26 protein-coding genes and 1 tRNA gene are annotated in these 26,666 nt (G+C 56.4%); 15 read left to right on the top strand and 12 right to left on the bottom strand.

The annotated features are described in order from the left end of the window. Positions 1 to 3 precede the first annotated feature (3 nt). The 4 genes from ilvA to ACZ5OO_RS03200 are packed head-to-tail and all read right to left on the bottom strand — an operon-like array spanning position 4 to position 3,669. Entirely contained in the window at positions 4 to 1,239 is a 1,236-nt protein-coding gene (gene ilvA, locus ACZ5OO_RS03215; RefSeq protein WP_238523604.1) for a threonine ammonia-lyase, read from the bottom strand. A 50-nt stretch (positions 1,240 to 1,289) separates the two neighbouring features. After that, on the bottom strand, positions 1,290 to 1,715 hold the full coding sequence (locus ACZ5OO_RS03210; RefSeq protein ID WP_013267232.1) for a DUF61 family protein: 426 nt from the start codon (positions 1,713 to 1,715) through the stop codon (positions 1,290 to 1,292). Position 1,716: 1 nt separating this feature from the next. Continuing rightward, positions 1,717 to 2,409 carry a fibrillarin-like rRNA/tRNA 2'-O-methyltransferase gene (locus tag ACZ5OO_RS03205; protein WP_048812879.1) on the bottom strand — a complete coding sequence of 231 codons (693 nt, stop codon included), beginning with the start codon at positions 2,407 to 2,409 and terminating at the stop codon, positions 1,717 to 1,719. Between the two features lie 6 nt (positions 2,410 to 2,415). After that, complete coding sequence (locus ACZ5OO_RS03200; RefSeq protein WP_013267230.1) at positions 2,416 to 3,669, bottom strand: SnoRNA-binding protein; 1,254 nt, start codon at positions 3,667 to 3,669, stop codon at positions 2,416 to 2,418. 260 nt (positions 3,670 to 3,929) lie between these two features. On the opposite strand from ACZ5OO_RS03200, the gene ACZ5OO_RS03195 reads away from it, so the two are divergent. Genes ACZ5OO_RS03195 through gatE form a run of 3 tightly spaced genes read left to right on the top strand, consistent with a single transcriptional unit; the run spans position 3,930 to position 7,456 of the window. Beyond that, positions 3,930 to 4,100, top strand: a complete 171-nt coding sequence (locus ACZ5OO_RS03195) for a 30S ribosomal protein S30e (protein ID WP_048812877.1) — start codon at positions 3,930 to 3,932, stop codon at positions 4,098 to 4,100. Positions 4,101 to 4,155: 55 nt separating this feature from the next. Continuing rightward, entirely contained in the window at positions 4,156 to 5,541 is a 1,386-nt protein-coding gene (gene gatD, locus ACZ5OO_RS03190; protein WP_464078451.1) for a Glu-tRNA(Gln) amidotransferase subunit GatD, read from the top strand. Then, on the top strand, positions 5,528 to 7,456 hold the full coding sequence (gene gatE / locus ACZ5OO_RS03185; protein ID WP_464078450.1) for a Glu-tRNA(Gln) amidotransferase subunit GatE: 1,929 nt from the start codon (positions 5,528 to 5,530) through the stop codon (positions 7,454 to 7,456). Before gatD ends, gatE begins: the two co-directional genes overlap by 14 nt. On the opposite strand, the gene ACZ5OO_RS03180 is transcribed toward gatE, so the two are convergent. After that, positions 7,453 to 8,019: a hypothetical protein gene (locus ACZ5OO_RS03180; protein ID WP_148217200.1), complete on the bottom strand. Its 567-nt coding sequence runs from the start codon at positions 8,017 to 8,019 to the stop codon at positions 7,453 to 7,455. The two genes, gatE and ACZ5OO_RS03180, sit on opposite strands and share 4 nt — an antisense overlap. A gap of 181 nt (positions 8,020 to 8,200) precedes the next feature. On the opposite strand from ACZ5OO_RS03180, the gene ACZ5OO_RS03175 reads away from it, so the two are divergent. Next, the gene (locus tag ACZ5OO_RS03175; protein WP_013267225.1) at positions 8,201 to 8,956 is read left to right on the top strand and encodes a hypothetical protein; all 756 of its coding nucleotides are present in this window, start codon (positions 8,201 to 8,203) and stop codon (positions 8,954 to 8,956) included. Between the two features lie 4 nt (positions 8,957 to 8,960). Here ACZ5OO_RS03175 and ACZ5OO_RS03170 read toward each other — a convergent pair whose 3' ends face one another. Next, positions 8,961 to 9,935: a tyrosine-type recombinase/integrase gene (locus tag ACZ5OO_RS03170; RefSeq protein ID WP_013267224.1), complete on the bottom strand. Its 975-nt coding sequence runs from the start codon at positions 9,933 to 9,935 to the stop codon at positions 8,961 to 8,963. 176 nt (positions 9,936 to 10,111) lie between these two features. On the opposite strand from ACZ5OO_RS03170, the gene ACZ5OO_RS03165 reads away from it, so the two are divergent. Beyond that, positions 10,112 to 10,651 carry a TFIIB-type zinc ribbon-containing protein gene (locus ACZ5OO_RS03165; protein WP_148217198.1) on the top strand — a complete coding sequence of 180 codons (540 nt, stop codon included), beginning with the start codon at positions 10,112 to 10,114 and terminating at the stop codon, positions 10,649 to 10,651. A 32-nt stretch (positions 10,652 to 10,683) separates the two neighbouring features. Then, positions 10,684 to 11,670 carry a GTPase gene (locus ACZ5OO_RS03160; protein WP_158303800.1) on the top strand — a complete coding sequence of 329 codons (987 nt, stop codon included), beginning with the start codon at positions 10,684 to 10,686 and terminating at the stop codon, positions 11,668 to 11,670. Positions 11,671 to 11,755: 85 nt separating this feature from the next. On the opposite strand, the gene ACZ5OO_RS03155 is transcribed toward ACZ5OO_RS03160, so the two are convergent. Together ACZ5OO_RS03155 and ACZ5OO_RS03150 are read right to left on the bottom strand one after the other, a co-directional pair. Then, complete coding sequence (locus ACZ5OO_RS03155) at positions 11,756 to 13,030, bottom strand: Glu/Leu/Phe/Val family dehydrogenase (RefSeq protein WP_013267221.1); 1,275 nt, start codon at positions 13,028 to 13,030, stop codon at positions 11,756 to 11,758. 121 nt (positions 13,031 to 13,151) lie between these two features. Continuing rightward, on the bottom strand, positions 13,152 to 14,567 hold the full coding sequence (locus ACZ5OO_RS03150; protein WP_464078449.1) for a YeeE/YedE thiosulfate transporter family protein: 1,416 nt from the start codon (positions 14,565 to 14,567) through the stop codon (positions 13,152 to 13,154). Between the two features lie 125 nt (positions 14,568 to 14,692). Between ACZ5OO_RS03150 and ACZ5OO_RS03145 the strand changes: the two genes are divergently transcribed. Then, positions 14,693 to 14,935 (top strand): sulfurtransferase TusA family protein, encoded by a 243-nt coding sequence (locus ACZ5OO_RS03145; RefSeq protein WP_013267219.1) that lies wholly within the window; start codon positions 14,693 to 14,695, stop codon positions 14,933 to 14,935. A 57-nt stretch (positions 14,936 to 14,992) separates the two neighbouring features. Here the strand turns inward: ACZ5OO_RS03145 and ACZ5OO_RS03140 are convergent, their stop codons facing one another. Beyond that, the gene (locus ACZ5OO_RS03140; protein ID WP_464078448.1) at positions 14,993 to 15,793 is read right to left on the bottom strand and encodes a mechanosensitive ion channel family protein; all 801 of its coding nucleotides are present in this window, start codon (positions 15,791 to 15,793) and stop codon (positions 14,993 to 14,995) included. A gap of 156 nt (positions 15,794 to 15,949) precedes the next feature. Between ACZ5OO_RS03140 and ACZ5OO_RS03135 the strand changes: the two genes are divergently transcribed. Both ACZ5OO_RS03135 and ACZ5OO_RS03130 read left to right on the top strand, forming a co-directional pair. Continuing rightward, entirely contained in the window at positions 15,950 to 16,423 is a 474-nt protein-coding gene (locus ACZ5OO_RS03135) for an NUDIX hydrolase (RefSeq protein WP_013267217.1), read from the top strand. Positions 16,424 to 16,566: 143 nt separating this feature from the next. Beyond that, entirely contained in the window at positions 16,567 to 17,019 is a 453-nt protein-coding gene (locus ACZ5OO_RS03130) for a PadR family transcriptional regulator (RefSeq protein ID WP_202965446.1), read from the top strand. Here ACZ5OO_RS03130 and ACZ5OO_RS03125 read toward each other — a convergent pair. Next, positions 16,982 to 18,130 (bottom strand): radical SAM/SPASM domain-containing protein, encoded by a 1,149-nt coding sequence (locus tag ACZ5OO_RS03125; protein WP_158303799.1) that lies wholly within the window; start codon positions 18,128 to 18,130, stop codon positions 16,982 to 16,984. The genes ACZ5OO_RS03130 and ACZ5OO_RS03125 overlap by 38 nt on opposite strands. A gap of 73 nt (positions 18,131 to 18,203) precedes the next feature. Between ACZ5OO_RS03125 and ACZ5OO_RS03120 the strand changes: the two genes are divergently transcribed. The 6 genes from ACZ5OO_RS03120 to ACZ5OO_RS03095 all read left to right on the top strand — a co-directional run bounded on the left by ACZ5OO_RS03120 (position 18,204) and on the right by ACZ5OO_RS03095 (position 23,739). Next, positions 18,204 to 19,730 (top strand): B12-binding domain-containing radical SAM protein, encoded by a 1,527-nt coding sequence (locus ACZ5OO_RS03120; RefSeq protein WP_148217197.1) that lies wholly within the window; start codon positions 18,204 to 18,206, stop codon positions 19,728 to 19,730. Between the two features lie 27 nt (positions 19,731 to 19,757). Next, positions 19,758 to 19,836 (top strand) — tRNA-Gly (locus ACZ5OO_RS03115). A 156-nt stretch (positions 19,837 to 19,992) separates the two neighbouring features. Next, a complete protein-coding gene (locus ACZ5OO_RS03110) occupies positions 19,993 to 20,511 on the top strand; it encodes a 4Fe-4S dicluster domain-containing protein (RefSeq protein WP_013267213.1) in 519 nt (172 codons plus the stop codon). After that, complete coding sequence (locus ACZ5OO_RS03105) at positions 20,498 to 22,399, top strand: aldehyde ferredoxin oxidoreductase family protein (protein WP_013267212.1); 1,902 nt, start codon at positions 20,498 to 20,500, stop codon at positions 22,397 to 22,399. The genes ACZ5OO_RS03110 and ACZ5OO_RS03105 overlap by 14 nt, the downstream gene beginning before the upstream one ends. Positions 22,400 to 22,445: 46 nt before the next feature. After that, a complete protein-coding gene (locus ACZ5OO_RS03100) occupies positions 22,446 to 22,877 on the top strand; it encodes a PPC domain-containing DNA-binding protein (RefSeq protein ID WP_158303798.1) in 432 nt (143 codons plus the stop codon). A 10-nt stretch (positions 22,878 to 22,887) separates the two neighbouring features. Further along, entirely contained in the window at positions 22,888 to 23,739 is an 852-nt protein-coding gene (locus tag ACZ5OO_RS03095; RefSeq protein WP_048812875.1) for a DMT family transporter, read from the top strand. A 54-nt stretch (positions 23,740 to 23,793) separates the two neighbouring features. On the opposite strand, the gene ACZ5OO_RS03090 is transcribed toward ACZ5OO_RS03095, so the two are convergent. Then, positions 23,794 to 24,753, bottom strand: coding sequence for a 2-oxoacid:ferredoxin oxidoreductase subunit beta (locus ACZ5OO_RS03090; RefSeq protein WP_464078447.1), 960 nt, complete (start codon positions 24,751 to 24,753; stop codon positions 23,794 to 23,796). Beyond that, on the bottom strand, positions 24,743 to 26,659 hold the full coding sequence (locus ACZ5OO_RS03085; RefSeq protein ID WP_013267208.1) for a 2-oxoacid:ferredoxin oxidoreductase subunit alpha: 1,917 nt from the start codon (positions 26,657 to 26,659) through the stop codon (positions 24,743 to 24,745). The genes ACZ5OO_RS03090 and ACZ5OO_RS03085 overlap by 11 nt, the downstream gene beginning before the upstream one ends. Between the last annotated feature and the right edge of the window lie 7 nt (positions 26,660 to 26,666).

Below are 26,666 nucleotides of genomic sequence, written 5' to 3'. Positions count from 1 at the left end.
CGGCTACCCCTCGGCCTCCCTGAAGTTAAAGCCGTCAGCCTTCAATGCCTGCAGCGCCTCAGGCACCGCGTCCGGGTCTGGCGCCTCGACCAACACCTCTACCATGGCGTAGCCCGGCACCAGGCTTGGCGAGAACCTGTCGTGCCTTATGTCAATAACGTTGAACCTGGCGTCGGCAAGCTTCCTCAGGACCCTGTCAAGGTAGCCCGGCTGGTCAGGCACTGTGCCCACGAGCTTTATAAGCCTCCTCGTCCTGAAGAGCTCGTAGTTAATTATGTTGGCCAGCCTCGTCAGGTCCACGTTGCCTCCGCTTATGAGTGCGACGACCCTCTTACCCTTTACGTTAACCTTGCCCTCCAGTATCGCCGCCAGGGGGGCAGCCCCCGCGCCCTCAGCAAGCGTCTTGCCTCTCTCCAGCAGGAGGAACATGGCCCTGGCGACCTCCCTATCATCAACTGTAACTACGTCATCTACGAGGTCCCTTATTAACTCAAAGGTGAACTTGCCGGCTGTCTTCACTATAAGGCCGTCCATCAGCCCTGAGACAACGCCAGTTATGTTAACGGGCCTGCCCTCCTTGAGGCTCATAGAGTACTTGGGCAGGTAGGAGGGCTCAACTCCTATTACTTTGACTTTGTCGCCAAGCCTCTTCTTAAGCACCACGGCGTTGCCAGATATGAGGCCTCCGCCGCCTATGGGAATGACCACCACGTCCGGCGGCTCGCTCATCTGCTCGAGCAGCTCAAGCGATATAGTTCCTTGGCCAGCTATAACAGCTGGGTCGTCATACGGGTGTATCAGCGTGGCCCCCGTCTGTTCGACTATCTCATTGGCCTTCTTCATGGACTCATCTATAACGTTCCCATAAAGCACCACCTCGGCCCCATAGGACTTCGTGGCAAGTATCTTAGAGAGGGGGGCCACAAGCGGCATAACTATGGTAGCCTTGACGCCCAGCAGCTTCGCCGCAAACGCTACTCCCTGCGCGTGGTTTCCAGCGCTGGCGGCCACGACGCCCCTCTTGGCGGCGTCGCCCAGGGTCCACATCTTGTAGTATGCCCCCCTTACCTTGAACGAGCCCGTCTTCTGCAGGTTCTCCAGCTTGAGGTAGACCTCCCCGCCCGTCATAGCTGAGAACGTAGAGCTCAGGTCGAGCGGGGTCTCGTGTATAAGGCCTTTTAGTACGTCCCTGGCCCTCAGGGCGTTCTGGTAAATCTCTTCCACCAGACCGCTCTCCAAGGCTTGACACCACGACTTGAAGGTGTATACAGAGTTATAAAAGGCGCGCGTCAAGCCACGCTAAGCGAGACGAAGACCAGGCTCCTGTACTTGCCTATAATTACGAGAAACTCGTCAACGCTCAGCTCCCCTATGCCCTCCGCGGTGTAGTCGCCCCTCAGCATTATCTCCGCCAGCCTCCTCTGCCACCTGTTGCCAACCACGACATACTTAGCTACGCCCGACTCAGTCCTTATATAGTAAAGCAGCAGGGGCACCGTCATGAAGTCCCAAAAGTACTCCGGCACCTGGGAGAGCAGCCTGGAGACCTCGTCCTTGTCAAATTCATGCGACGTGCCGTCGTTGAGGATTATATAATCGGTGTCCCTCAGCTCCCGCAGCCTCACCTGCTTGCTCGGCCAGGAGGCCTGGAGCCTCCTGACCTCCTCGGTGTACACCTTAGTTATGTGCCTTGCAGGCCCCTCCTCAGAGCCCACTTCAGCCCCTCCTGTATATGGCGTAGACCATCGCGTGATCCTTGTCAAATGGGTCCAGGTGAACCACGTCCTTTATGTCAAAGCCTCCCTCCGCCAGGGTCCTCATCTCCCTAAGGTAGACCTCGCTCGGCTCACTGGTGACGTCGACGCTTCTCGCCTTTATAGCTAACAGCAGGTATCCACCGTCCTCAAGGAAGAGCTTGGCGTTCCTAACCACTATGTCCGCCTGCTCCGGCTGGGCCACGTCAGCGTAAAGCCCCCTTGTGGCGCCCACCAGGTGCCTGTACCTGACGGGCTCCCTAGCGTCCGCCAGAATCGGCACTATGTTCTTCCTGTCAGGCACTATCTGCAGCAAGTCCCTTATCACCCTTGGCGAGAACTCAATCCCATATATCAGGCCGGTGGGGCCTATGATATCACTTATGTGGCTCGCCGTGGTGCCGCTGGCTATGCCAAGGTAGAGTATCCTGTCGCCCTCCCTCACGGGCAGCTCCTGAAGGCCCTTCAGCAGCGCGGCTGCAAGTTTGCTGCGGTAGACGTTCCACTCCCTGTACTCAACGCCTTCGTAGGAGTAAAGGTGCTCCCCGTAAACCCTCTGGCCCGGCACGAGGTTCTTCGTGGCTAGCCTCAGGCTGCCGTCGTCCAACTCAACTACGTACACGTTCTTCCAAGACTGGTGTTCATACACGCGCACTTTTCATCACCTCCTGCCCTTTCCTCCCCTTCCTCCCCTGCCATGCCTCCTTGGAGGCCTCTGCCCCCTCTGCGGGGCCTGTGGGGCCTCCTTCCTCTTGGGCGGCGAGGCGTATACCTTCTTTATCTCAGCTATCCTCTGCTGAAGCTCAGAGTTAAGCCTGTCCCCTATGAACCTTCCGCTGAAGGCATCAACCTTAGCGGCTATTGCGAGCTTTGCAGCTAGGGCCCTGGCTATCTTACCCCTCTGCCACTTTGGGGCCCTGAATATCTCCGGGTACTGGAATATTATCCCATGCTTTGGCGGCCTGCCGCCAGTCCTAAGGGCCCTAAAGAGGGCCTTCTCTGCGCCTAAAACCTGGATAGTGCTGGCCGGCATCGTGGCTAGCCTGTCAAGGCCCCCTGCAAGGCTTATTAGCCTAGCGCCGAGCAGGGGCCCTACCAGCTCCGTTATGTTCGGGGCCACCTCCTTCATTACCCTGTTCACGTAGCCTTCCAGCTGATCCCTAAGGTCGTAGAGCTGAAGTATGATGCCTGCGAAGGTCTTTATTGCCTCCAAGTCGTGCTCTGAGAGGTCAGCCCCTATGCTCCTCTTCGCGGCGCTGGCTATCTTCTCGGCCAGCTGGGGTGGGACGCGAAGGTCCTTCAGCCTGTCCTCTGTGAAGTTCTCCCTGTCGCCCAGTTCAGCGACGAGCTTGACGTAGAGCCTGTGATCTTCCACTATGTCATTAAGTTCAGGGAAGTTGACGCTGTACCACTCCCTCAGCCTGTTTACAAACAAGTTCACGGTCTTATCTATGTCATCTATGGTCCTTATGGAGTGGGCTGCCAGAAGGTCACGCTTCTTGGCCGCCCCCATGAGGCCCCTTCTTGTGAACTCGAAGGCCACGTTGAGCTCAAAGGCGGGGGCCTCCGAGTCGCTCTTTATGAGTTCTGACTCTATCAGGAGCTGGGGAATTCTGGACCTCACGGACAGGGCTACCTGGTTGCCCTCGCTGACAGTAGCTCTAAGCCCCTGCTGGTTCAGGTACTTGGCCTCCTCCTCGCTCTCCACTATCACCTCCTCGGGGCTGAGCTGCTTAACCTTGTCGGCAAGCTTGATGAAGGCTTCGCTCAGCTCCCCCCTAGATATTTTAATGGCCTCGGCCACCAGGTCGTCAAAAGACTTTGGCAGAGGCTCAAAGGCCAGCTCCTTGCCGCTCTCGTCAACTGCATAGCTACCCGCTATAGTGTCAACGATGTAAATCTTCAACCCCTTCACCGCTCCTGGCTAACGTCTGATAAGAGAAGATTATAACCTTAAACGAGCCCTTTGCCTGCAGCTCTTGCATGGCCGCTAACCGCTTCTACTACAAAAACATTATCAGGGCCGAGCTGAGGACATTGAAGACAGGAAGGAAGGACGGCAGCTCATGTGCCTGAGCCGAAGTAGTCCAGAAGCAGCCATTAACAGGTAACGGGTCGAGGCCTCAGAGGAAAGGTTTTAACTAGCAAGCGGAGCTTTCACAGCGGTGAGAACGCTTGCCTACGCACGGATCAATGACTAAGGCTGGCAAGGTTAGGAAGGCGACGCCCAAGATAGAGCCCAAGCACAAGAAGAACCAGCCGCCAAGGATTAAAAATAAGGTGGAGTTCGTCAGGAGGGTGCTTAAGGCCGCCCAGCAGACGGCCTCCTCAAGGGCAGCGAGCTGAGCCCCACCACTTTCTTTTGCTTATTATTTAACCCTGAGCTCACCCACAGCTCGCGGTGAGGCGTATTTCCAACGAGAGCGGACCCTACTACGGCTACACGGGCATAGCAGCGAAGAAGCTGGTTGAGGCCTCAGCGAGGCCAGGAGATGTAGTTGAGGTCGCAAGGTCCGACGGGTCCAGGCTTATGGGAACCCTGATGCCCAAGAGCGAGTTCTCCGCGCCTGACATAGTGGTGCTTAAGCTTGACAATGGCTATAACGTGGGCATAAGAATTGACGAAGGCGCCAAGGTCAGAGTTGTCGAGGGAGGGTCGCTGACGACCCATCCAGGCGAGCCGGTGAGCCTCTCTGAGGAGGAGGTCAGGCCCCCCGCTGAAAGGGTCCTTGTGCTGGGCACCGGCGGCACTATAGCGAGCAGGGTTGACTATGAGACTGGGGCCGTGAACCCGTACATGGACTCCAAGGAGCTGGCGGCATCCGTGCCTGAGATGTTTAAGTACGCCACCGTTGACTCTGTTCAGTTCATGTCTATATTCAGCGAGGACATGACTCCAAGGAACTGGCAAGCCATAGCCGAGGAGGTCGCCAGGTACTTTGAGAAGGGGTACTCCGGCGTAGTAGTAGCACATGGAACAGACACCATGGCATACACGGCGGCAGCCCTTTCGTTTGTCTTTCACAGGGGGCTGCCAGGACCTGTGGCGTTAGTTGGAGCCCAGAGGAGCAGCGACAGGCCCAGCAGCGACGCTGCGTTCAATCTTACGTCGGCCGTCCTCGTGGCGTCAAGGGCGCCCTTCGGGGAGGTGTGCGTGGTTATGCACGGCGAGACCGGCGACTCGTACGCGTTGGTCCACAGGGGCACAAAGGTGAGGAAGATGCACACCAGCAGAAGGGACGCCTTCCAGTCTATAAACGACGTGCCCCTTGCCAAGGTGTGGCCCTACGAGGGTAAGATAGAGATGCTCAAGGAGGACTACAGGCGCAGGTCGAGGGAGCTCAGGCCTGAGAACGGCTTCGACGACAAGGTAGCGCTAATAAAGTTCTTCCCAGGCATGACGAGCGACCTGATAGACTTCCTTGTGGACAGGGGCTACCATGGAATAGTGATAGAGGGCACGGGCTTCGGCCACGTAGCTAACGCGCTCATACCCTCCGTGCAGAGGGCCGTGGAGGAGGGAATACCTGTTGTTATAACTAGCCAGACGCTCTTCGGCAGGGTTAACCTTAACGTCTATAGCACGGGAAGGCGCATGCTCCAGGCCGGAGTCATACCCGCGGAGGACATGCTGCCAGAGACCGCCTACGTAAAGCTTTCCTGGGCGCTCCACAGAACCAGGGACCTGGGAGAGGTCAGGAGGCTGATGTTGACCAACTTGGCCGGCGAGATAAATCCAAGACATGAACTTAAGCTGTTCCCGAGGTGGTACCATGACAGAGAGTGACGAGCTCGACTACGAGGCGCTGGGGCTCAAGGTAGGCCTTGAGATCCACCAGCAGCTTAAGACGAGGACTAAGCTGTTCTGCAGCTGCCCGGCCGAGCTGACTGAGGAGAACGCCCCTGAGAGCTTTACCAGGAGGCTCAGGCCGACCCGCAGCGAGACTGGAGACGTTGACATAGCCGCGCTCTTTGAGTACAGGAAAGGTAGGGTCTACAGGTACGAGGCGCCTAGGGGGCACTACTGCCTGGTCGAGTCTGACGAGGAGCCGCCACACCCGATAAACAGGGATGCGGTGGCCATAGCTATAGCCATCGCTAAGGCGCTCGGGTCAACCATTGTGGACGAAGTCCACGTCATGAGAAAGATAGTGATAGATGGCAGTAACACGAGCGGCTTCCAGAGGACTGCAATAGTGGCGCTGGGAGGTAAGATAACCGTCAACGGTAAGGACTACGGCATACAGACTATAGTCGTCGAGGAGGACGCCGCCAGGAAGGTCGGCGAGAACGGGCCTGAGACATCATACAGGCTTGACAGGCTCGGGATACCGCTCATAGAGATCTCCACGGCCCCTGACATGCACACGCCCTCTGAGGCCAGGGACGTGGCCCTCGCTATAGGCATGCTGCTCCGCATGACTGGCGCCGTCAGGAGAGGCCTTGGAACCATAAGGCAGGACCTTAACGTCAGTATAGCGGGAGGCGCCAAGACTGAGATCAAGGGAGTTCAGACCCTGGAGCTCATAGACAAGATAGTCAAGTATGAGGTCATGAGGCAGGTCAACCTGCTCAAGATAAGGGATGAAATGGTAAGGAGGGGCATAACTAAGGAGCTCATAAGGATGGAGCCAGTGGACGTGACTGACGTATTCAGGAGCACCAAGAGCAAGGTAATCGCCAAGGCCATAAGCTCGGGCGGCCGCGTCCTGGCTATAAAGCTTCCCAGGATGAAGGGCCTGCTCGGCACCTACGTACAGCCCGGCAGGAGGTTTGGCACAGAGATAGCGGACTACGTCAGGTTCTGGGCCAACGTGCAGGGCCTGTTCCACAGCGACGAGCTGCCCAACTACGGCATAACGCAGGAGGAGGTTAACGCCGTCTATAAGGCCCTGGGGGCTGACCCAGGCGTAGACGCCTTCGCCATGGTGGCGGAGAGGGAGGACAGGGCGCTCAGGTCACTCTCCGTTATAGTGGACAGGGTCAGGCAGGCGCTCGACGGCGTCCCAGAGGAGACCAGGGCAGCCAACGAGGACGGCACGACTAAATACATGAGGCCAAGGCCTGGCAGGGAGAGGATGTATCCCGAGACGGACATACCTCCGCTGAGGGTGACGCCTGACATACTGGCTGAGGCCGAGAAGCTGGTGCCGGAGCCCCCCGAGGCCAAGGTGAGGCGCTTCGTTGAAAAGTACGGCATGAGTAGGGAGCTTGCGGAGAAGGTGGTCTCAGACCCCAGGCTGCCTATAATAGAGGAGATGATATACACCTATGGCTCCTCGGTGCAGCCAACGCTGATAGCCTCGATATTCGTAACCATAATGAAGGGCCTGAGGGGCAAGGGCGTTGACGTGGACTCCATAGACGAGAGCAGGCTTGAGAGCCTCATAAGGCTCCTAGCTGACGGCAAGATAGCCAAGGAAGCCATCGAGCCCATACTTACTAAGATGTCTGAGGACCCCAAGATAACGGCTGAGGAGGCGGCTAAGCAGCTAGGACTCATTGGCATGAGCAGGGAGGAGGCCGAGGCCGTGATAGACAAGATAATTGCTGAGAACATGGAGCTCATAAAGCAGAAGGGCGAGGCCTCATTCAGCACGCTGATGGGTAAAGCCATGGGGGTCCTCAGGGGTAAAGTAGACGGTAAGACCGTTTCAGATATTCTGAGGTCAAAGCTAAGGCAGCTGGCCTCCTCGAGCTAAACGCCACTAGGGCACGACGAGTAGAGCGAAGCCGCATACTCCAACAAGTCCCTGACCTTCCCCTCCGCCGCGTTTATTTCATAAGCACCTTCCCTTAGCGTCATAAGCGGCCACTGCTTTCCCGTCTCGTCGTCTACAATAACAAGTAGCGGCTGCCCCTCCGTCTGCGACCTAAGCATCGCTTCACTTCTCATAGAATTAGCCATAAGCGAGGGTGGGTCCCTGTAGTCTATAGCAACAGCAACGCCCTTGACCTTGATGTCACCTGAGTCAGCCACATGATAGTTGGGCTCTTTCGAGCCTGAGGGACAGCCGTCGACCCAGTCGTGCGATGTTATCTGAAGCCATCTTATCGGAGGCTTTTCGCTGCTTATGAGGGACCCCACGCCGACGGCTAGCCTGACTGGGCCTGAGGCTGTGCTCACGCTGACGATAGACGGCGACGTGACTAACACAGCGCCGCTGGCCAGGGCCCAGTCCCTTAACGACATTAGCTCCTGCCTGCTCAGCGTGAAGATGTTGGCGAACTCCACGAGGTACATACCAATGTCAACTCTTGGCAAGGCGTCCACCTGGTAATTCTAGCTTAGAGGTTCGTAGACAGGTGAAAAAGCTTCAATAGAGCATTAGCCTTAATAGGGGCGCCTCAACATACTGCGAGTTGGGCTGATAGGGACGGGTGTAAAGCTTTACATAGCTATCACGATCATCTCAGCCCTGCTTGGAGTCTTCACATTCTCATCAGTGCTGGTGCTCTCAGGCATCTTCAGGTGGCCCTCCCTTGTGCCGCCACTTGTTGGGGCCTTCACCGCCGCACTCTCCTTCGTGTTCCTCAGGAGAGCCTCGAGGGAGTTCGAAACCTGGCTTAGCAATATAATCTCAGTCGCCGTAGGCTCTGGCGAGGACGAAGGGGATTACGGAGGCGGCGAGGGCATGGAAGATAACGACAGCGATGAAGAGTATGATAATGAAGACGTATTCCTCGTGTACTACTTAGTATCAAACATAGCTAGGGAGGTCTACGGTCGCCTTAAATCCATAGAGATGGTGGCGTTCACCGACGACTTGGTGCTCTTCTACCCAGAACCCTTCGAGCTAGGCTCTGAGGGCGAGGACGAAGGGGACTACTACAGTGATGCGGACCTGGATGAGCCGGATGAGCCGGAGGCCGAGCTGCTTGATGGGGATAAGCTTGTAGTTAAGTTGCCAGCTAAACACTTCGCCCAGCTAGTCAAAGTCGTCCAGGGAGGGGATGGGGAGGTGGCCGTTGTGAACAACGAGGAGGAGCTCAGGAGTCTCTACAGGGTAGCTAAGGCCATAGCTGAGGCCGACATAAACGACGAGGGCCTGGCCTCGTACAGCGCCTACAAGGCCCTGCTAAAAATGATTAGGAGCTCCAGGCTCAGCGTCCCTGAACAGCTCAAGGACCTCATGCCGTTTGAGAGCAGGGATCTCAGGAGGAGGGTAAAGGAGCAGGTCATGGAGGAGGGCATGATCTGAGGGATCAGGTCCTCTGCCCTGTCATGCCTGGGTAAAAGCCCTGAGGGTACAGCGGGTAACCCATGTAAGCCTGCCCTGGGTACTGGGGCGCCATATAGTAGGGCTGCTGGGGCTGCATGAAGGCCCTCTCGTACTCCCTCCTGACGTCCTCGTCCAGCAGGTGAAGGTACACCTGTGTGATCCTTATGTCGCTGTGGCCCAGCAGCCTCTGAAGCACGGGAAGGCTCATCCCCCTCCTCAGCGCCTCGGTCGCGAATGTGTGCCTGAGCACGTGAGGCCTCACCTTGCTGACGTCTATGCCAGCCCTCCTCGCGAGGGACTTCACCCTATCATATATGGCCTGGTAGCTCAGCTTTACCACCCTCTCGTTGGGCCCCCCTGGCGGCAGCACTGAAAGCACTGACCTCGCCACCTGGCCAAGCACCACAAGCCTCTCCTTGCCATACTTTCCTCTAACCCTGGCCTCGCCCTTGGCTAGGTCTATGTCGCCCCACGTCAAGTTGACCACCTCCCTCGCCCTTAGCCCTGACTCAGCCATCAGGGAAAGTATGAGCAAGTCGTAGAGGTCCCTGGCCTTAGACATCATGGCCTCAACCTCCTTCCAGCTCAGGGCCCCGCTGAACTCAGACCTACGTTGGGGCTCTGCCGGGAGGCCTGAGATGCCGAGCCACTGGAGGAACCTCCTGACAAAGATTGTGTAGTAGTGAACCGTCGAACTCCACCTACCTCCTCGTGGTCCCACGGGGCCCTTGGACCTCATCTCTGAAAGCCATGAAAGGTAGTCTGCCTGGGATAGCTGGGAGACAGGCCTTGAAGGACCCACGTGAGACGCGAAGGACTGCAGCGCCGCCCTATAGGACTTGAGCGTCAGCTTTGAGGCCCCGGAGGCCTCCAGCGCGCTAAGGAAGCTTTCAACAGCGTCAGCGACGCTCTTCGAAAGAACCTCTGGCTGAGGCTGCTGAATTCTTCTGGCAGGCAAACTTAGCGCTCACCTGAGATCAAGTAGCGGGCAGGGCCAGCTAGGGGTTCGGAGCCAGTGATACCACAGTTTCGCAAAGTGCCATAGCACTTACGCCAGGGCCCCTCCCTCCCTGCGTAGCTAAGCTATCACAATGAATTTACAGCCCATAGTTCAAGGACGTGGTGGTGATTAACGTGCTCAGGTGCCCTTACTGCGGCTCTGAGAGGCTTGCCTGGAGCGAGGAGACCGGACACCTGGTGTGTCAGGACTGCGGAGCGATAATAGAGAACTTAATAGACGACAGGCCTCCGCGGTTTAGCGAAGACGCGCAGAGGGTAGTTGAGGGCTCTCCCCCCAGGGGGCCGCTTGAGGTGGCCCTTGAGAGGGCCTCAGCTAAGGCTGTGAGCAGGGGCAAGTTCATTGAGGTTATAAACGGCGCTATAAAGTTTAGGTCGCCCGCCACCAGGCACGACGCTGAGGCCTCGGAGGCCCTCAAGGTAATAGATGGGTTCCCCGAGCTTAAGTCAAGAACTGAGAGGGTTAAGGTGGGCTTAGCCGTCTACGCTACCCTTAAGGCGCTCGGGGTGAGCTCCTCGAGGGCCCTGTCTGAGGCCGCCAGGAGGTCAGGGGCCTCGCCTAAGTCCATAGAAAGCGCTGTGAGGAGGCACAGGGCCGCCTTCATGATGTACGAGGAACTCGTGAGGGAGAGGCTCCTGGGCCCAGAGCGCAAATAAGCATGGGCTCCGCCAGAATCAAGGGTCAACTGTTGCCGGATCCGGCAGCCATAGCTAAGAGGATACACGTGCCCTCTTACAGCGAAGTGCTGCAGAGAATTAAGAACAGGTACCCCCATAACGTCAACGCCTACGAGAGGGAAAGGAGGTCCCTGGACCTGGTTAAAGATGTGATAGTGGGCAAGACGGAGCCTGTGATGCAGCTAAGGTCGCTGCTCAGGGGGCTCCACCCGTTCTACTTGAGGCTCCTCAGTATAAGCTTTGACATGGAACAGGTCAACAGGGATATAGAGTGCGTCGTGAAGGCCAGGACGGTGGCCCAGAGAATGTGGCAGAGCTACAGGTACAGGCTGCTCGCCGCCGAAAGCGAAGGCGAGGCGAGGGCCATAGGCAGGGAAGCCCGGGGAAGGATGATGTCTCAGCTTAAGAAGTGCTCCCACGGCCTTGAGAGGCTCAGGGAGGTAGTCAAGTTCCTCGCTGGACTGCCTGGCATAGACGTGAGCAAACAGATAGTTATAGTGTCTGGACCTCCTAACGCGGGCAAGTCCACGTTCCTGTCGTCGGTATCAAGGGCAAGGCCTGAGATAGCCCCCTACCCATTCACAACTAAGAACGTTATAGTGGGGCACGCTAACGTTGATGGAGTCGAAGTGCAAGTAATTGACACCCCAGGGCTACTTGACAGGGATCCCTCTCAGATGAACGAAGTCGAGCTGAGGGCGGTGGCGGCTCTCCAGGAGCTTCCAGGGCCTGTCCTCTACCTCGTGGACCCGACGCCGGAGGCTCCCCTGGACCTTGAGTCCCAGGTTAGCCTCCTCTCCAGAATTAGGGCGATGTTAGGCGGTAGCCGTAGGGTCCTTGTGGTAATTAACAAGGTGGACGCAGTTGATTCCAACAGGCTTAACCTAGTGGAGAGCACCCTCTTGAAGTCTGGCATCACAGAGCACATGAAGATTTCAGCGCTGGATAAGGAGGCGTGCCTTGAGGCCCTTAGAGCGGTTCTGAAACCTAAACCGTAGGCTTCCATTGTAGGTGACAGCCCAGGAAGGCGGCAACAAAATAAGGTGAGGTTGACCTAGGCTAAAACTTCAAGTTGACAGGGGCTTAGATCCAGCCCCTCAGCTTCATAGCCCTTACGACCTTGTCAACAGCTATGGCCTGCGCGGCCGTCCTCATGCTGTAGGCCCCTCCGAGGCCTCCGAGCTTCTGCTCCCAGTAGTTCCAGACCGCGTTAAAGTTGTCAGTCATCTTCTGCATCAGCTTGTTCTTGGCCTCCTCCTCAGTTATCCACCCGCCCATCCTGTTGTTGACCCACTCTATGTGGCTCATCACTACTCCTCCTGAGTTGGCCAGTATGTCAGGCACTATGACGACCTGCTTCTTAACAAGTATCTGCTCCGCCTCGGGCGACGTTGGCCCGTTGGCTCCCTCGACTATGAGCTTGGCCTTTACGTTGTTTGCGTTACTCGCATTTATGACGTTCTCCACGGCAGCAGGGACCAGTATGTCAACGTTGCTTGTCAGCAGCTCGTCATTGGTAATCTTCCTCTCAACGTCAGGGTAATCAATGACAAAGCCGGAGCCCTTCTTAGTTATGTACTCCCTGACCGCGTCAGGGTCAAAGCCCTTGCTGTTATATATGCCTCCCTTTATGTCTGATATCGCAACTACCTTTGCGCCCATCTCCTTGAGGAACTTGGCAGTGTAGTAGCCCACGTTGCCGAACCCCTGTATGGCAACGGTCCTGCCCTCTATGCCACCCCAGAGCTTCTTAGCCGCGGCCTGGGCAACGGTGGCCACGCCGAGGCCCGTCGAGTATATCCTGGTCTCAAGGCCCCCGAGCTCCAGGGGCTTACCAGTAACGACGCCCAGCTGCTTCAGCCCAGTCCTTGACTCATAGGCGTCCAGGAACCAGGCCATGGTCTGGGGGTTGGTGTTAACGTCCGGGGCAGGTATGTCAAGGTCGACGCCCACAAAGGGTGATATTGCTGAGAAGTAGTTCTTAGAGAGCTGCATGAGCTCATACTGGTTAAGCTGGAATGGGTCAACCTGTATACCGCCCTTAGCGCCTCCGTAGGGGAGACCTGCCAGCGAGTTCTTCCAGGTCATCCACATGGCCAGAGCCATTACCTCGCTCAGGTTGGTCTCAGGGCTGTACCTGACCCCTCCCTTGTAGGGGCCAAGGGCGCTGTTGTGCTGAACCCTCCAGCCTATGAAGACCTTGACGCTCCCGTCCCTCATGACCACAGGTATCTTGACCTGTACAATTCTTTCGGGCGTGGCCAGCATGTCGTAGACTTCCTTGCTCAGGCCCAGTATGCTGGCCGTGACCTCCAGCTGCTTCTTGGCTTCTTCATAAGGGTCAAGCCTTACGGCCAACTCAAATGCACCTCGCATGTATACAGAGCTGTTTCACAAGATATATAAATTCTTGCTAAAATAGTCTAAGAGTTATTCTTATAGGCTTTAAAAGAAATAGACGGCTATTTTAAATTAAGTATTAACGGGAAGCGGCGGAGCCCCTCCTTAGCCAGCCCACGACCGCCAGCAGCAGCACTACTACTGCTGCGACCTCCATTACCGCTGACCACTGCGATACCGCAGCGGGGCTCATGTGAACCCTGAGCGCCGAGTTAAAGGCCCTGAGCTCTATTCCTACAGCTCCAAGGACCATAGACCAAAGGACTGCGACCACAAGCCCGCTTACGTCGACGTTGCCAACCTTTAGCTCAATTGAGGAGAGCTGCCTTATTGTCTTAACTCTCCTGGCGGCCGCGCTGCTCATGGCAACATATGCGTAGTAGCCGGCTATGGTGCCAGGTATGAAGCCTACTGTGAAGACGAGCCCAAAGAGGCTCAGGGCCGCGAGGCCGCTCCAGAAGCCGCCGACGCTGCAGCCCTGAGCCATCCTGGCGCCTATCGCTAGTATGACGCCTCCCAGGAAGGCTATTGCCATCTCAGCCGCGGCGTTCGTGTTCCTCGCTGGGAGCCTGATCGAGAACGTCCCCCTCCAAATGGCTGACACCATGGCGCCGGAGAGTATCATCAGTATAAAGAAGGTGAACACGCTGGCTATGCCCACTGTCTGGAACCAGTTGTTTGGCATTGACGCGGAGCCGAGGACGCCGCCAAAGGGGGCCGTCAAATACTCCCCGAGGAGGCCAACAGGTGTCGTCACGCCGAGGTAGTTGAAGTCCCTGCCAGCCAGGAACACAAATGAGGCCACCATGAAGAGGCCGAACACTGTTCCAAGGAGATACGGCGAGCTCCAAGTCTTTCCCCGTTCGCCGCCGGTCCAGGCTAGCCTGTTATGCCTGAGCCATAGGGCGGCGGCCATAATTCCAGCGAAGAATATAACGCCAGTGAGGGCGGCGGCCGCCCTGAGCGACAGGAAGCTGTCAAGAAGGTTCGGCACATAGTTCTGGGGGGCCCCGTTCATTATGCTGAGTGAGGTGTCGTGGTGCCACCACCAGTTAAGGTTGAGCCCGTCAAATACTGGGAAGGCAAATATAACAGTGCCCGCTATCATGCCCGCTATTTCGAGCCAGTTGACCAGGTAGCCCTGGCCGGCCTTCCACAGCATGCCCACCATGCAGCCCTGGCCAAGCATTATGCCGAAGCCAAATATGAATGAGCCTAACAGGGTGTACCAGCCCGCCCCCGGCACCTTGAAATAGGCGTCCACTGCAGGAACAAGCCCCGAGGCCACTAGGAGCCCTGTGAGGAGCGAGGAGACCGCCACCCCTACGAGGATCATCTCATAGACTTTGCTGTACTTAACTCCCATTACCTGATGGGTCGCAACTACTATGCAGTACGTGGTCCTCTCGGCCAGGACTCCAAAGAGGAAGCCCAGGACAGCGTAGAAAGCAGCGTCAACCCAGGGGTCCACCTTAAACAGCGGAACACCTGCCAACCGCTCCCACCATTTCTCATTTTAGAGAAAACGACCTAAAAGCGTTCTCTTTTTAGAAAAACGGGGACGCTATATGGCAAAATTTTTATAGAGAGAATTCCCTTCTCTAATATGAGAGTGGAAGCATGAGTGAGGCCAGAAAGGTCCTTGTAGACGCCAGGGGGCTCTCGTGCCCAGGCCCCATAACTGAGATAGTTAAGGCCTACAGGAATCTAAAGAACGGAGACACCATAGAGATCTGGGCCACGGATCCCGGCTTCAAGCCTGACGTGGAGGCCTGGGTTAAGAGGACGGGAAACCAGCTGGTCGAGGTTAGAGAGGAGAAGGACAAAATAGTGGCCGTGATAAAGGTCACCGCTAAAAAATAACTTGTAACCATTTTACTTTTTCTTTGTTTAAGATAAAACATTATATCTATTTAACACTCATGCTAATTCTTTGGAGACTCTCTTTATGAGCATGTAGACCAGCGGTATGACTGCTATTGCAAAGGCTATAGCAAAGCCCCAGCTGAACGCATATATGATGCTTGTAACATTAGAGAACGGCTGCACTATGACAGCTATTGCTATAAGTAGGAACACGACGTAGAGCAGGAACCTACCGTAGCCGGCCAGGTCTTTGAGCTCAGGGTGCGACTTCAGGAGGTTGTCAACCACGGTGTCAGTTATGCTTAAAGTAGCTACAAGTATCACTGAAGCGATTATGATGTCATAGAACAGGTATGGGTTTATGAACTTTATCCAGTAGAATATTGCCAGCTGGGCTGCAACCGTTATTATCACTGCGTAGAGGCCAAACTTAAGCACGTTAAATATGGCCCCGAAGAATGGGTTTCCAGAGCCGCCCACCTGCTTCTGCATGTAGTCCACGAGTATGTTAACGAGCGCTATTCCAAGCGTTAGCAGCACTATAGCGCCTGCCAGGGAGGGCAGGTAGTTGGCTATCTCAGTCATATAGACGGTTGCCATGCCAAGCTTTAGCACTGAGAACCCTATGGCCAGTGATATCAATATAATGAAGGCCTTTACAGCGCCGACGCTGAGGCCTAATAGGTTGGCAACGTCAGGGTACTGGGCGAAGAACCTGAGGTTTAGTACTCTTCTTAGGACCGCGGCAACTGCATAAGCAACTACGACGCCTATTACTACTATTATAATGAATTCTATTATCGAGGGCAGGCTCTGAGTAAGGGCGTAGCTTAGAGTTGAGAGCACGCCACTCACTGGACGATCACCAGGTCTCTTTTCTCTTCTAATAAACAAATTTAAAAATCTTTCTGAAGTAGTTTTTTATATTAAAAATATAATAGGGCCACAGCTAGTGCTAATAATAAGTTATAATATTATGGTGCATTCTTGACAGCTGGCAGGCGTATAATCTTGCGCGGGCTTTACCCGGATCAGCCTATTGTAGGCGTTGGTTCCCTTGTAATAATTAACGATCGGGTCCTCCTGGTTAAGAGGGCGGCGCCGCCAGACAAGGACAAGTGGGCTATACCTGGGGGCAAGGTAGAGCTCGGCGAGGGTCTCTACGCCGCCGCCGAGAGGGAGCTAGCTGAGGAGACAGGTCTACTATGTAGCTCTAAAGGCGTAGTGAACGTCGATGAAATAATAACTAGAGACGAAAATGGAAAGGTAATGTTCCACTACATCCTGATAACGGTCCTTATGGAAAACTGTAGAGGGACTCCAAGGGCTTCAAGCGATGCTGTAGATGTTAGGCTGTTTGACATTAAGGAGGCGTCGGAAAGCGCGGAGGTTGCTGCCTCGACGCGCGAGTTCCTCAAAAAGGTTATGAGAGGCCTGACAACCATGACGAACCCCATTGAGGTCATCACTACGTCATCGCGATGATCCGCTCTTTTAATAATGCGCTTTCCGCTCACTATCGGAACATGGCCGCCAGCTAGTAAATGCAGAAAATTCTGATAGCCGCAGGACTTCATCAAGCTAACAGATATAAGTCCTTTAAAAACTCAGCACACGAGGGCCTTGAGTTGCAGGGCTGGGGACCGCCATGGTCTCACATGGCCAGAGGAAGGAGAAGGGGTTGGCTGAGGCCGCTGGTCCTCTCACTTCTCGCTAAGAGGCCTATGAATGGCATGGAGCTTATGGAGGAAATTTACAGGCTCACAGGAGGTCTCTGGAGGCCCTCGCCGGGAAGCATTTACCCTACGCTTGCCGAGCTAAGCGACGAGGGCTTCATCTCAAGGCGCGACGATGGAAGATACGAGCTTACTGAGAGGGGGCTACAGCTGGCGCAGACCCTTTACATGCCCCTAGCGTCGGCCCTTGACCCGCTCGTGATGCTTGACAACGCCCTGACGGACCTTGAGGAGCAGCTTAGCGAGTCCCCAACTATGCTCAAGGACAAGCTTCAGCGCCTGCTTGAAGCAAGGAGGAGGCTTGACGCTATAATCGAGAAGCTGAAGGGACAGGCCGGCCCTTGACATAGGGGCACATCGGGTCGGGGGCCCTCAGCGTCCTGTACCTCTGCAGCGCCCTGGCAGGGCAACCGCCGCGGCAGAGCTCATACATTGTACATGAGCTGCACGGCAGCACGTTGCTCAGGTCCCTCCGCCTGAGGCCCCCAAAGCCGCCCCTCCAAAGCTCCTTAATGCTGTCCCTCCTCACGTTGCCCTCAGGCTTCATGAGTCCAATAAGAAGCTCGCACCCATAAACGTCACCGTTGGCGTCTATCACCATCCTTGACCTGCCTGCTGGGCACGTCTGGTAACTGCTCTTGCCGAGCAACTCCTTGGCCTTCCTGTAGCTTTCCTGAAGTAGGCTTATCGGCATAAGGAACCTCATGGAGCTCAGCGAGATCCTTGGGCTGCCCGCCGCCAAAGGCAGTATCGTCCTCCAGATATTCTCAGACGGCCGTTGAAGCCGGTTTACAATCGCTCTCCCAAAAGGCGCCAGCGCCTCAAAAGTTATGCTGTCCACTCCTAGGTTCTTTGCTAAGTCAATCATGGACTTAACATAGGCCTCGTTAGCGCTGAAAAGGGTGACCCCGATGGTGACCCTGAGGCCCACCTCCTTCAGGTGCCTTATGGCCGAGATGGCGGCCCTGAAGGAGCCTGGCGGCCTTATGGAATCATTTATGGCCTCACTTGGACCGTCAAGTGACACCTGGACCTCCGAGAGCCCTGACTCCCTGAGCCTTACGGCCTCCCTCTTACCTATGAGCGTGCCGTTAGTGCTCATGGAGACCTTCATGCCGAGCCCTGAGGCTGAGCTTATGATGTCGTAGATGTCCCTCCTGAGCATGGGCTCGCCGCCAAGGATGTACAGGACTCTGGTGCCCAGGTCCACGAGCTCCGAGAATGCCCGGGACCACTCCTCATAGCTCAACTCATCAGGGAGAGGCTTATCAGCGGAGATATAGCAATGGAGGCACCTGAGGTTGCAGGCCCTGGTGACGTACGCGGAGACCTGGTACGGAACCCCCTCGGCAGCGAGACCCTCTGAGCCCTCAGCCAAGTGGCTTAGGGGCGTCGCTGGGCACTCCGTCAGGAAGGCCTCGGCAAGGACATCGCTGAATATCTCATCGCCTTTCAACGCTTCCTCCAAGGCGCACGCTTAGCTACTAGCAGTTATTAGCTTTGGCAAGGCTCTAGTCGCTAGGAAGCAGATGGCAAACCAGTTGGAGGCCGGCGCTGTAACAAAGAAGTACAGGAAGGGCATGACAAAGGTTGGCCTCTTCTACCCGTCAACCTATGGAGTGGCCATGTCGTCCCTGGTATACCACAGGCTCTACTTTATGTTAAATGACATGGAGAACGCCTACGTTGAGAGGCTCGTGATGCCTAGCGCTTCAGGAGGCCCTGTACAGCTCAGGGGGCTGGAGGGCGGCACACCCCTCAGGTCCTTTGACTACCTAGTTATACCGGTGCACTACGAGCTTGACTATGCTAACGTAGTTAGAGCGCTCATAGGCTCAGGGGTTAGCGTGAGGTCTGCCGACAGGGCCGGCCCGAAGATAATAATGGGAGGGCCCGCCGTGACGGCGAACCCGGAACCCATGGCAGACGCGGCAGATGCCATAATAATGGGCGACCTGGAGCCGTCAAGTCTGTGGCTAGAGGAGGTGCTCAACGAGGGCGCTCCCATAGAGCCCTCTGAGCACGTTTACGTCCCATCTTATGGACCTCACGAGGTTCGCATAGCCTCCTCCGGCGAGATAAGGGGGGATCCCAGGAGAGTAATGGCTCCGGAGGCCGCATTTACAATAGCTGTTGAGCTGGTGAGGGGCTGCCCCTTCTCATGCATTTTCTGTATGGACTCCTACATAACCAAGCCGTTCAGGCCCAGGCCCGCCGATGATGTAGTCAGGGAGGCCAGGCAGCTTTACCAAAGGTACAAGGAGAGGGTTGCCATGATAGGGCTCACTGTGAACGCCAGCCCGTGGTTTAAGGAAGTCCTGAGCTCGCTCCTTAGTGAGGGGATAAGGTTCTCCCTGCCCTCCATGAGGGCGGAGCTCCTCGACGAGGAGTCCGTGGGGCTCATAGCGTCTGCCGGCCAGAGGACAATAACGCTAGCCCCCGAGACCTCACAGAGGCTCAGGTTCGCCCTGGGCAAGTCGTCAAGGAATGAGGACTTCCTGAGGGTTGCCGAGAGGGCTGGCAAGCTTGGGCTTACAGTTAAGCTCTACATGATGGTCGGGGTGCCTGGGGAGAGGGAGGGGGACCTGAGGGAGGCCGCGGAGCTTGTTAAGAGCGTGTCACAGGTGGCCAGAGTTGAGCTCAGCGTCAACCCCCTCATCATTAAGCCTCAGACCCCGCTCCAGTGGCTCCCCATGAAGGACGAGGGGGAGCTGAACAGGAGGCTGAGGCTGTTCCGCGAGCTCGTGCCAGGTGTTAACTTCAGCTTTTACGACCCCTTCCTTGCGCTGGTGCAGGCCTCAATATCGCTTGGCAACAGGGATACCCTAAAGTACATAGTTGAGACTGCAATGGAAGGCGTTGGCAGAGGCTCGTGGAGAAGGCGCGCCGCGGAGGGCATGTTCTCAAGCGCCGTGAGGCCCAGGGCGTCCCCGCTGCCATGGAGCCATGTAATAGGGGCCGTGGATGAGGGCACCCTGAAAATGAGGCTTAAGGCATATCTGGCAGAGGTGCCTGAGGCGCTGGAGGAGCTAGGGGATGTCAAGGGAATATTTTAAAGCCCCCACCTTATGCTTAACCTGGGTGCGGCGGTCGTCTAGCCTGGATTAGGACGTCGGCCCCCCAAGCCGAAGGTCCCGGGTTCAAATCCCGGCCGCCGCACCAGATCGCCTAAAAATTAATTAAAATTAATTATATGTAGCTATGTTCCCATATAACCATCCTGCAGACCAAACCAGCGCAGAAAATCATAGGTGCATATATGTGAGCCCTTAAAATGGCGAAGCCCCAAACCCACCCCAGTGGTGAGACCTTGAGCCAATGGAGTCTAAGGGGATCCACGTAGTTGTGGACCCCTCTAAGTGCGTTGGCTGTAATATATGCGAGCTCTGGTGCTCCTATGAACATGAAGGTGTGTTCTCGAGGTCCCTCTCCAGAATATCAGTTATAACTTATGAACGCCTAGGCTTTGATTATCCCGTGGTATGCCAGCAGTGTGAGCCAGCCCCATGCGTCGAGCTGTGCCCCACCGGCGCGCTGAGCAAAGGAAAGCTCGGTGAGGTGAACCTAGACAAGGGCAAGTGCATAGGCTGCAGGGTGTGCAGCGAGGTCTGTCCCTATGGCGCTGCGAGAATGGAGCCCAGGGAGGCCCGCTACCCCCTCATCTGTGACCTGTGCGGCGGGGAGCCCATGTGCGTCGCCAGGTGCCCAACTAATGCGCTGTCGCTTTCCAAGGTAACCAACGTAAAGGTGAAGCCGCGTAACGCCGCCGAGGCCTTCGCCATAAGCGAGCTCAGGAAGTTGGCGGATGAGTGGGGTGTTGACGTTGACGAGGCTTAAGGGCTATGGAGGGAAGGTGCTCAGGGTAGACCTTACTCACAGAACATACAGGGCTGAGGAGCTCGACCCCTCGCTCGCCAAGGCCTTCATAGGCGGCAGGGGGCTCAACGCCTACAGGCTATACTGGGAGGTTCCGCCGGGCGTCGACCCGCTGGGGCCTGAGAACAAGCTAATGATAGCGACGGGGCCCCTGGTAGGCTTCCCCCACGGCCTTGGGTCGAGGCTTAACGTGACCTCCCGCTCGCCCCTGACAGGCCTCCTCGGGGACTCCAACGCAGGCACTCACTTCTCCGAGGAGATGAAGTTCGCCGGCTATGACCAGATAATCATAGAGGGCAGAAGTGAAAGGCCTGTGTACCTGTACATCACGGAGTCAGGCGTTGAGTTCATGGATGCCGAGGGCCTCTGGGGGTTCACCGTGTCGCAGACCCACGAGGCTATAAGGCATGAACTCGGGGATCAGAGGGTCCAGGTGGGCGCAGTTGGGCCTGCGGCTGAAAACCTTGTGAAGTTCGCTGGGGTCTTCTTCAACGTCTACAGGGCCGCCGGCAGGACTGGCATGGGGACGGTGTTGGCCTCCAAGAACGTTAAGGCAATAGCCGTGAGGGGGGACGGCTACATTGAAGCTGAGAACGTAGATGAGCTCATCAAGGTTATAGATGAGATGCTCCGCAGAATCTATGAGAACCCGCAGTACTGGCCAAGGAGAATAATGGGCACGTCGAGGGTGCTGATGGCCGGCCAGAGGCTTGGCTTTCTCCCAGGGAGGCACTTCCAGGACCCAGTGGTTGACTACGCGTATGATGTCAGCGGCGAGAGGCTCGCCAGGGAGTACAACGTTAAGGTGAGGGCGTGCTCGGCCGGCTGCGCACTGCCCTGCGCGAGGTTCTTCATGATAAAGAGGGGGCCGCTGGCCGGCCTCATGGGTGAGGGGCCTGAGTACGAGCCCCTCGGCGGCTTCACCGTCAGGGTGGGCAACAGGGACCTGGACAGGGCGCTCAAGATAATACTCAAGGTGGCGGACTACGGCATGGACGCCATAACCACGAGCGAGGTCATAGCTTGGCTCATGGAGCTGAGGCAGCGCGGTGAGATAACGGATGAGGAGGCCGGCGTGAAGCTGGAGTGGGGCAACCCTGACACAATAGAGGAGCTCGTGGACATGATAGCCTACAGGAGGGGCATAGGCAAGGTCCTGGCAGAGGGCGTCAAGAGGGCCTCTGAGATGCTGAACAGAGGCAAGGACATAGCGTTCCACGTTAAGGGGCTGGAGATGATACAGGCGGACCCGAGGGCCCTCAAGGGCTACGGCCTCGGCTTTGCGGTGGCCAGCAGGGGAGCGGATCACCTCAGGTCTGAGCCCTTCGTTGAGGTTGAGGACGATCCTGAGCTTGGCAAGAAGATGTTCGGGGAGCCCGAGGCAGCGATGAGGCTAGGCGTCAAGGGTAAGGGCAAGCTGATAAACTACTTTGAGGACCTCAATGCAATCGTAGATTCGTTTGAGTCCTGTAAAAACACGGCAGAGAACATGCTAATACTTGACTTTGATATGGCCGCCAGGGCCTACACCGCAATCACAGGAATCCACGTCACCGAGAGCGAGATGAGGGAGGCCGGCATGAGGATAGTTAACATAGAGAGGGCCTACCTGGTCAGGGAAGGAGTGAGGAGGTCCCACGACAGGCTGCCGAAGAGGTTCCTGGAGGAGCCGCTGAGGAGCGGGCCAGCTAAGGGGCACGTGATAGAACTTGACGTCATGTTAGATGAATATTATGACGTGAGAGGCTGGACCAGGGATGGCGTACCAAGGAGGTCCACCCTACTAAGGCTGGGGCTCAAGGAGGTGGCCATGGACTTGGAGGCCAGGGGAATAAAGCTCGAGGACTAGCTAACGCGTTAATTGCCCCCCAGGTAAAAGCTAGCAGGTGAGGGCTGTGGAAGTAAGCCTTTCTCCCTCATCCCTGATAATTGCAAGGCTTCACCCCGGGGAGGAGCTGCTTGAGTCCGTGAGGCAGCTCTCCAGGAAGTACTCAATAAGTGGCGGCCTCATAGTAGCCATCGGAGGCCTGAAGCACCTGGAGGTAGGCGTCTACAAGCAGGGAAAGTATGACGTCCAAAGCTTCGACGCCGGCGAGGGCGAGACCATAGAGCTCACGTCTGCCGTAGGGAGCCTGGCCCTCGACGAAACTGGGGCCCCCTCGCCTCACATACACGTGACGGCGGCACTGCCAGATCATCAACCCGTGTCGGGCCACCTGCTTAAGGGCGTGGTCAGCCCCCTGGCTGAAGTCTTCATAGTGAGCGCCTCTGGGACCCTTCGGAGGCTCATGGATCAGTCCATAGGGCTTCCGGCGTTAACTCTGTGAGGCTGTCAGCTTGATACCAAGAGCAGCAGCTCTCGCAATGGCCGTGTCGGTTGGCGTGGCCTTTGGAGTACATGACGCTGTCGCGAAGATGAAACTTGAAGGCGCTGACCCGTCACTTCTCTCGTTCTCGACGCTCTTGGCAGGGCTCCCGCTCCTTGCTATAGTGCTGCCCTTCGCTGGCGGCCTCAGGCTAACCCTCGCGTCAGCTGGGCTCTTTATTGTAGCTGGCATAGTGAACTTCAGCGTCGGAAGGACACTCATGTACGCCGCGACCTCCCGACTATCCTCCAGTGGTGCGAGCGTTATGACCAGCTCCAGCGCGGCCTTCTCAATACTCATGAGCCTGATCCTGGGCGAGCGGGTAACGCCCTCAATAGTTCTAGGGGTCGTCGCTATAATGGCCGGCGTTTACCTGGCTTCGGACTGGGGCACGGAGAGGTTCAGCCTCTCGGGCCTTGGACTTGGGCTTGCCACAGGCTTTGCCATAGCGTCATCAGTGGCTATAATAAAGCTTGGCGACCTCTACGGTGGCAGCCCAGGGCTCGGAGTGATAATAGCTTACCTCTCAGGGCTGGTGGCGCTTAGCCCCAGGGCTAGCCTGGGCCTGCTGAGGAGGTCCGGGAAGCCTGTCGCTATAATGGGCCTGGCCGCGGCCCTGGGCCAGCTTCTCAGGTACGTGGCCCTCACGTCCTTGGAAGTTGACGTCGTGACCCCGCTTCAAAACCTGAGGCCCATAGTGACGACCGCCTTACTTTACGGCGCCACCAGGGAGGCTGGCAAGCACCCTATGATAAGGCACTGGGTCGCGGCCTGCGTGGCGTTCCTTGGAATACTGCTGGTGTCGGGAACTATAGCTCTATAATTATTAAAATTAAAGAAAAACTTTAAAATATAATTATGTTTTAGAAGCAATTATTTAGTTATGCTTTTTCCTCACATTTATTATGTAGTCCTTAAATATAGCCCTCATTGTCGGCACGTCTACTATGGGCGTTCCATCGTCCTTTGCTATTACGTTCTTGGCCGGCGACATCTGCATGTACATTGGGTTCACCTTAGAGACGTTGTCGACGAAGCTCTCGACATACGGGTTAGCATAGAATATGCCCACAGGTATTCTGTCTCCCCACTCCTGGGCCTTAGCAAACGCCCTGCTCAGCTTCTCGGCCACCTCCTTTGGGTCAGGGCCCTTCACGTATGGGTCCCAGTCCTTCTCGCTGTCAAGCTTGTAGAGCCTCTGCTTGTAAAAGTCCGGCGTGTAGATGTTGTTCCACGTCGGGCACGGCTGCAGCACGTCTATGACTGCTGCGCCCCTGTGCTTTATGGCGGCCTTCAGTATCTCCTTAAGGTCGTCTATCCACAGCGCATAGGCCCTGGCCACAAAGGTGTAGCCGCTTGCAAGGGCGACAGATATCGGGTTAACCCAGTCCTGCATGTTAGGTAAGGGCATTGACTTGACCCTCTGGCCTGCCCTCAGAGTTGGCGACGCCTGCCCCTTGGTCAGGCCGTACACCTGGTTATCGTGAATTATCACTTTTATGTCCAGGTTTCTCCTTCCAAGTGCGACGAAGTGCGCCATGCCTATTCCCAGGAGGTCGCCGTCGCCGCCGTTAACCAGCACCGTGAGCTCTGGGTTGGCCAGCTTTATGCCCTCGGCGTAAGGTATGGATCTCCCGTGAAGGTTGTGGACGCCGTTTACATTGAGGAAGTGTGACGTCTTGCCGCTGCAGCCTATGCCTGAAACGTCGACCACTTTGTCTGGCGGTATGTTCAGCTCCGCCAGCGCCCTCTGCATGGCTGTCAGTATGCCGAAGTTGCCGCACGCAGGGCACCAGTCGACCCACACGTTAGTCTTATATGCGGCCTCACTCGCCATAGGTCAACACCTCCCTCACGCTCTTACCCTCAAGGATCCTCTTCACGGCCTCCTTGAGCTCCATGCGATACATGGGCCTCCCCGTGTACTTCAAAATAAACCTTGATATCTCAAAGCCGGTGTTCATCTCTATAACCTTGGCCGCCTGGCCAAGGTAGTTATGCTCAACGTCTATTACCCTCTTGGGGTCGAACTTTGACAGGATGTCAGCCACGTACTTTGATGGGAACGGGCTGAATACCTTTAAGTGAAGGTAGGCGCCGTGATAGCCCTCCTGCTTCAGTTCCTCAAGGGCATCAAGGGCCGCCCCCTTCACGAAGCCCCAGCCCACCAGCAGGAAATCAGCGTTGTCGTCGCCGTAGTATACGGCCCTCTCCTCCACGGGTATCTCCTGGTCCATGATCTCAAGCTTCTTCATCCTCTTGTCATACATCTTGACCCTGTTTATAGGGTCCTCGCTTATGTGGCCCCACTCGTTATGTTCATCGCCGGTGTACCAGGTTATAGCGCCAGAGCCTATGGCAGGCCTCGGGCTTATGGGGTCGCTTAGGTCGAACCTCTTCATGGGTCCTGAGGCCTTAAGTATAAGCTTGCCCCTGTCAACCTTAACCTTAGAGGGGTCAGGCATCCTCATGGCTGATATGACGTTAGCCATGTATTTGTCTACGAGGTGTATAACAGGCACCTGGAACCTCTCGGCCCAGTTGAGGGCCTTCAGCGTGTCGTAGAATGCCTCCTCTATGTCACCACTTGCAATCACTATCCTTGGGAACTCGCCGTGGCTCGCGAAGAGCGAGAAAAGCAGGTCAGCCTGCTCCCCCCTTGTCGGCTGTCCAGTGCTTGGGCCTCCCCTCTGGTAGAAGGTTATCAGCAGCGGCACCTCGTTGTGGCCAGCCCAGCCAAGGCCCTCAGCCATCAGGCTGAAGCCTGGCCCGCTGGTTGCCGTGGCTGCCCTCACGCCTGTGAGTGCGGCGCCTATTGCTGAGTTTATAGCTGCCAGCTCGTCCTCAGTCTGGAAGACAACTATTGAGCCCACCGGCTTGCCATCAACGCTGACGGCCTGGTGAGCCTCTATGAACACAGACTCATCCGATGCTGGCGTTATTGGGTAGTACGACTGATACCTGACGCCGCCCACTATCTTAGCCATGCCTATAACGTCGTTCCCACTGGCGCTGATCATCTCCTCAACGTCGAGCTTGGGCTCATCGAGCTTTGCAAGTCCCCTCACGTCCTTGGGGACGCTCTCCATTGTAAGTCCTATGACGACCATATTAGCGTTAACTATCTTCTGGTTTCCCTTGAACCTCACGCTGAGCCCGTCCCTTATTACCTCTGGGTCAACGCCCAGGACCGCAGCTGCGGCCCCCAGGAGTATGCTGTTCCTGTAGCGCTGCACCTCAACGCTGCTGACGCCGAGCTTCTGTCTGGCCTCGTCAAGTATCTTCCTGAAGTCCAGAGGAACAGAATGAGCGTTTAGCTTCTCCTCAACGATCTTGGCAGCGTTGCCTACGGTGGGCTCGAGGCCGTACTCCTTGAACCTGGCCTCGACCCTCTCCCTTACCTCAGGCTCCATGCTTATTACTTGGGAGATCTTCGTCTTATCAACGCCTGCATCGTAAACTAAGACCCCTCCCGGCGCAACCTCATGGAAGTGTGTCAGGACGGACTCAGCGTCCATTGCGCCCACGAGCTCGACTGGATAGGTTAGGCTGCGCGGGAACGATGTGGCTGATATGGTGAAGTGCACGTACGAATGTCTTCCCACTATGTTTGAGTAGTACTCCCTGTCTGACATGATGCCATAGCCTAGCCCTGCCAGGGAGGCCGTGAGCACCGAGGCGCTGGTCTCAACTCCAGCGCCCTGCGGCCCGCCCAGCAGCAGGTGAACCTCCTTAAGTGCCATTGCTCAC

The organism is Acidilobus aceticus (assembly GCF_055392325.1).
The sequence above is the reverse complement of the archived record's forward strand: the minus strand, read 5'-3'. Positions and strand labels throughout refer to the sequence as shown.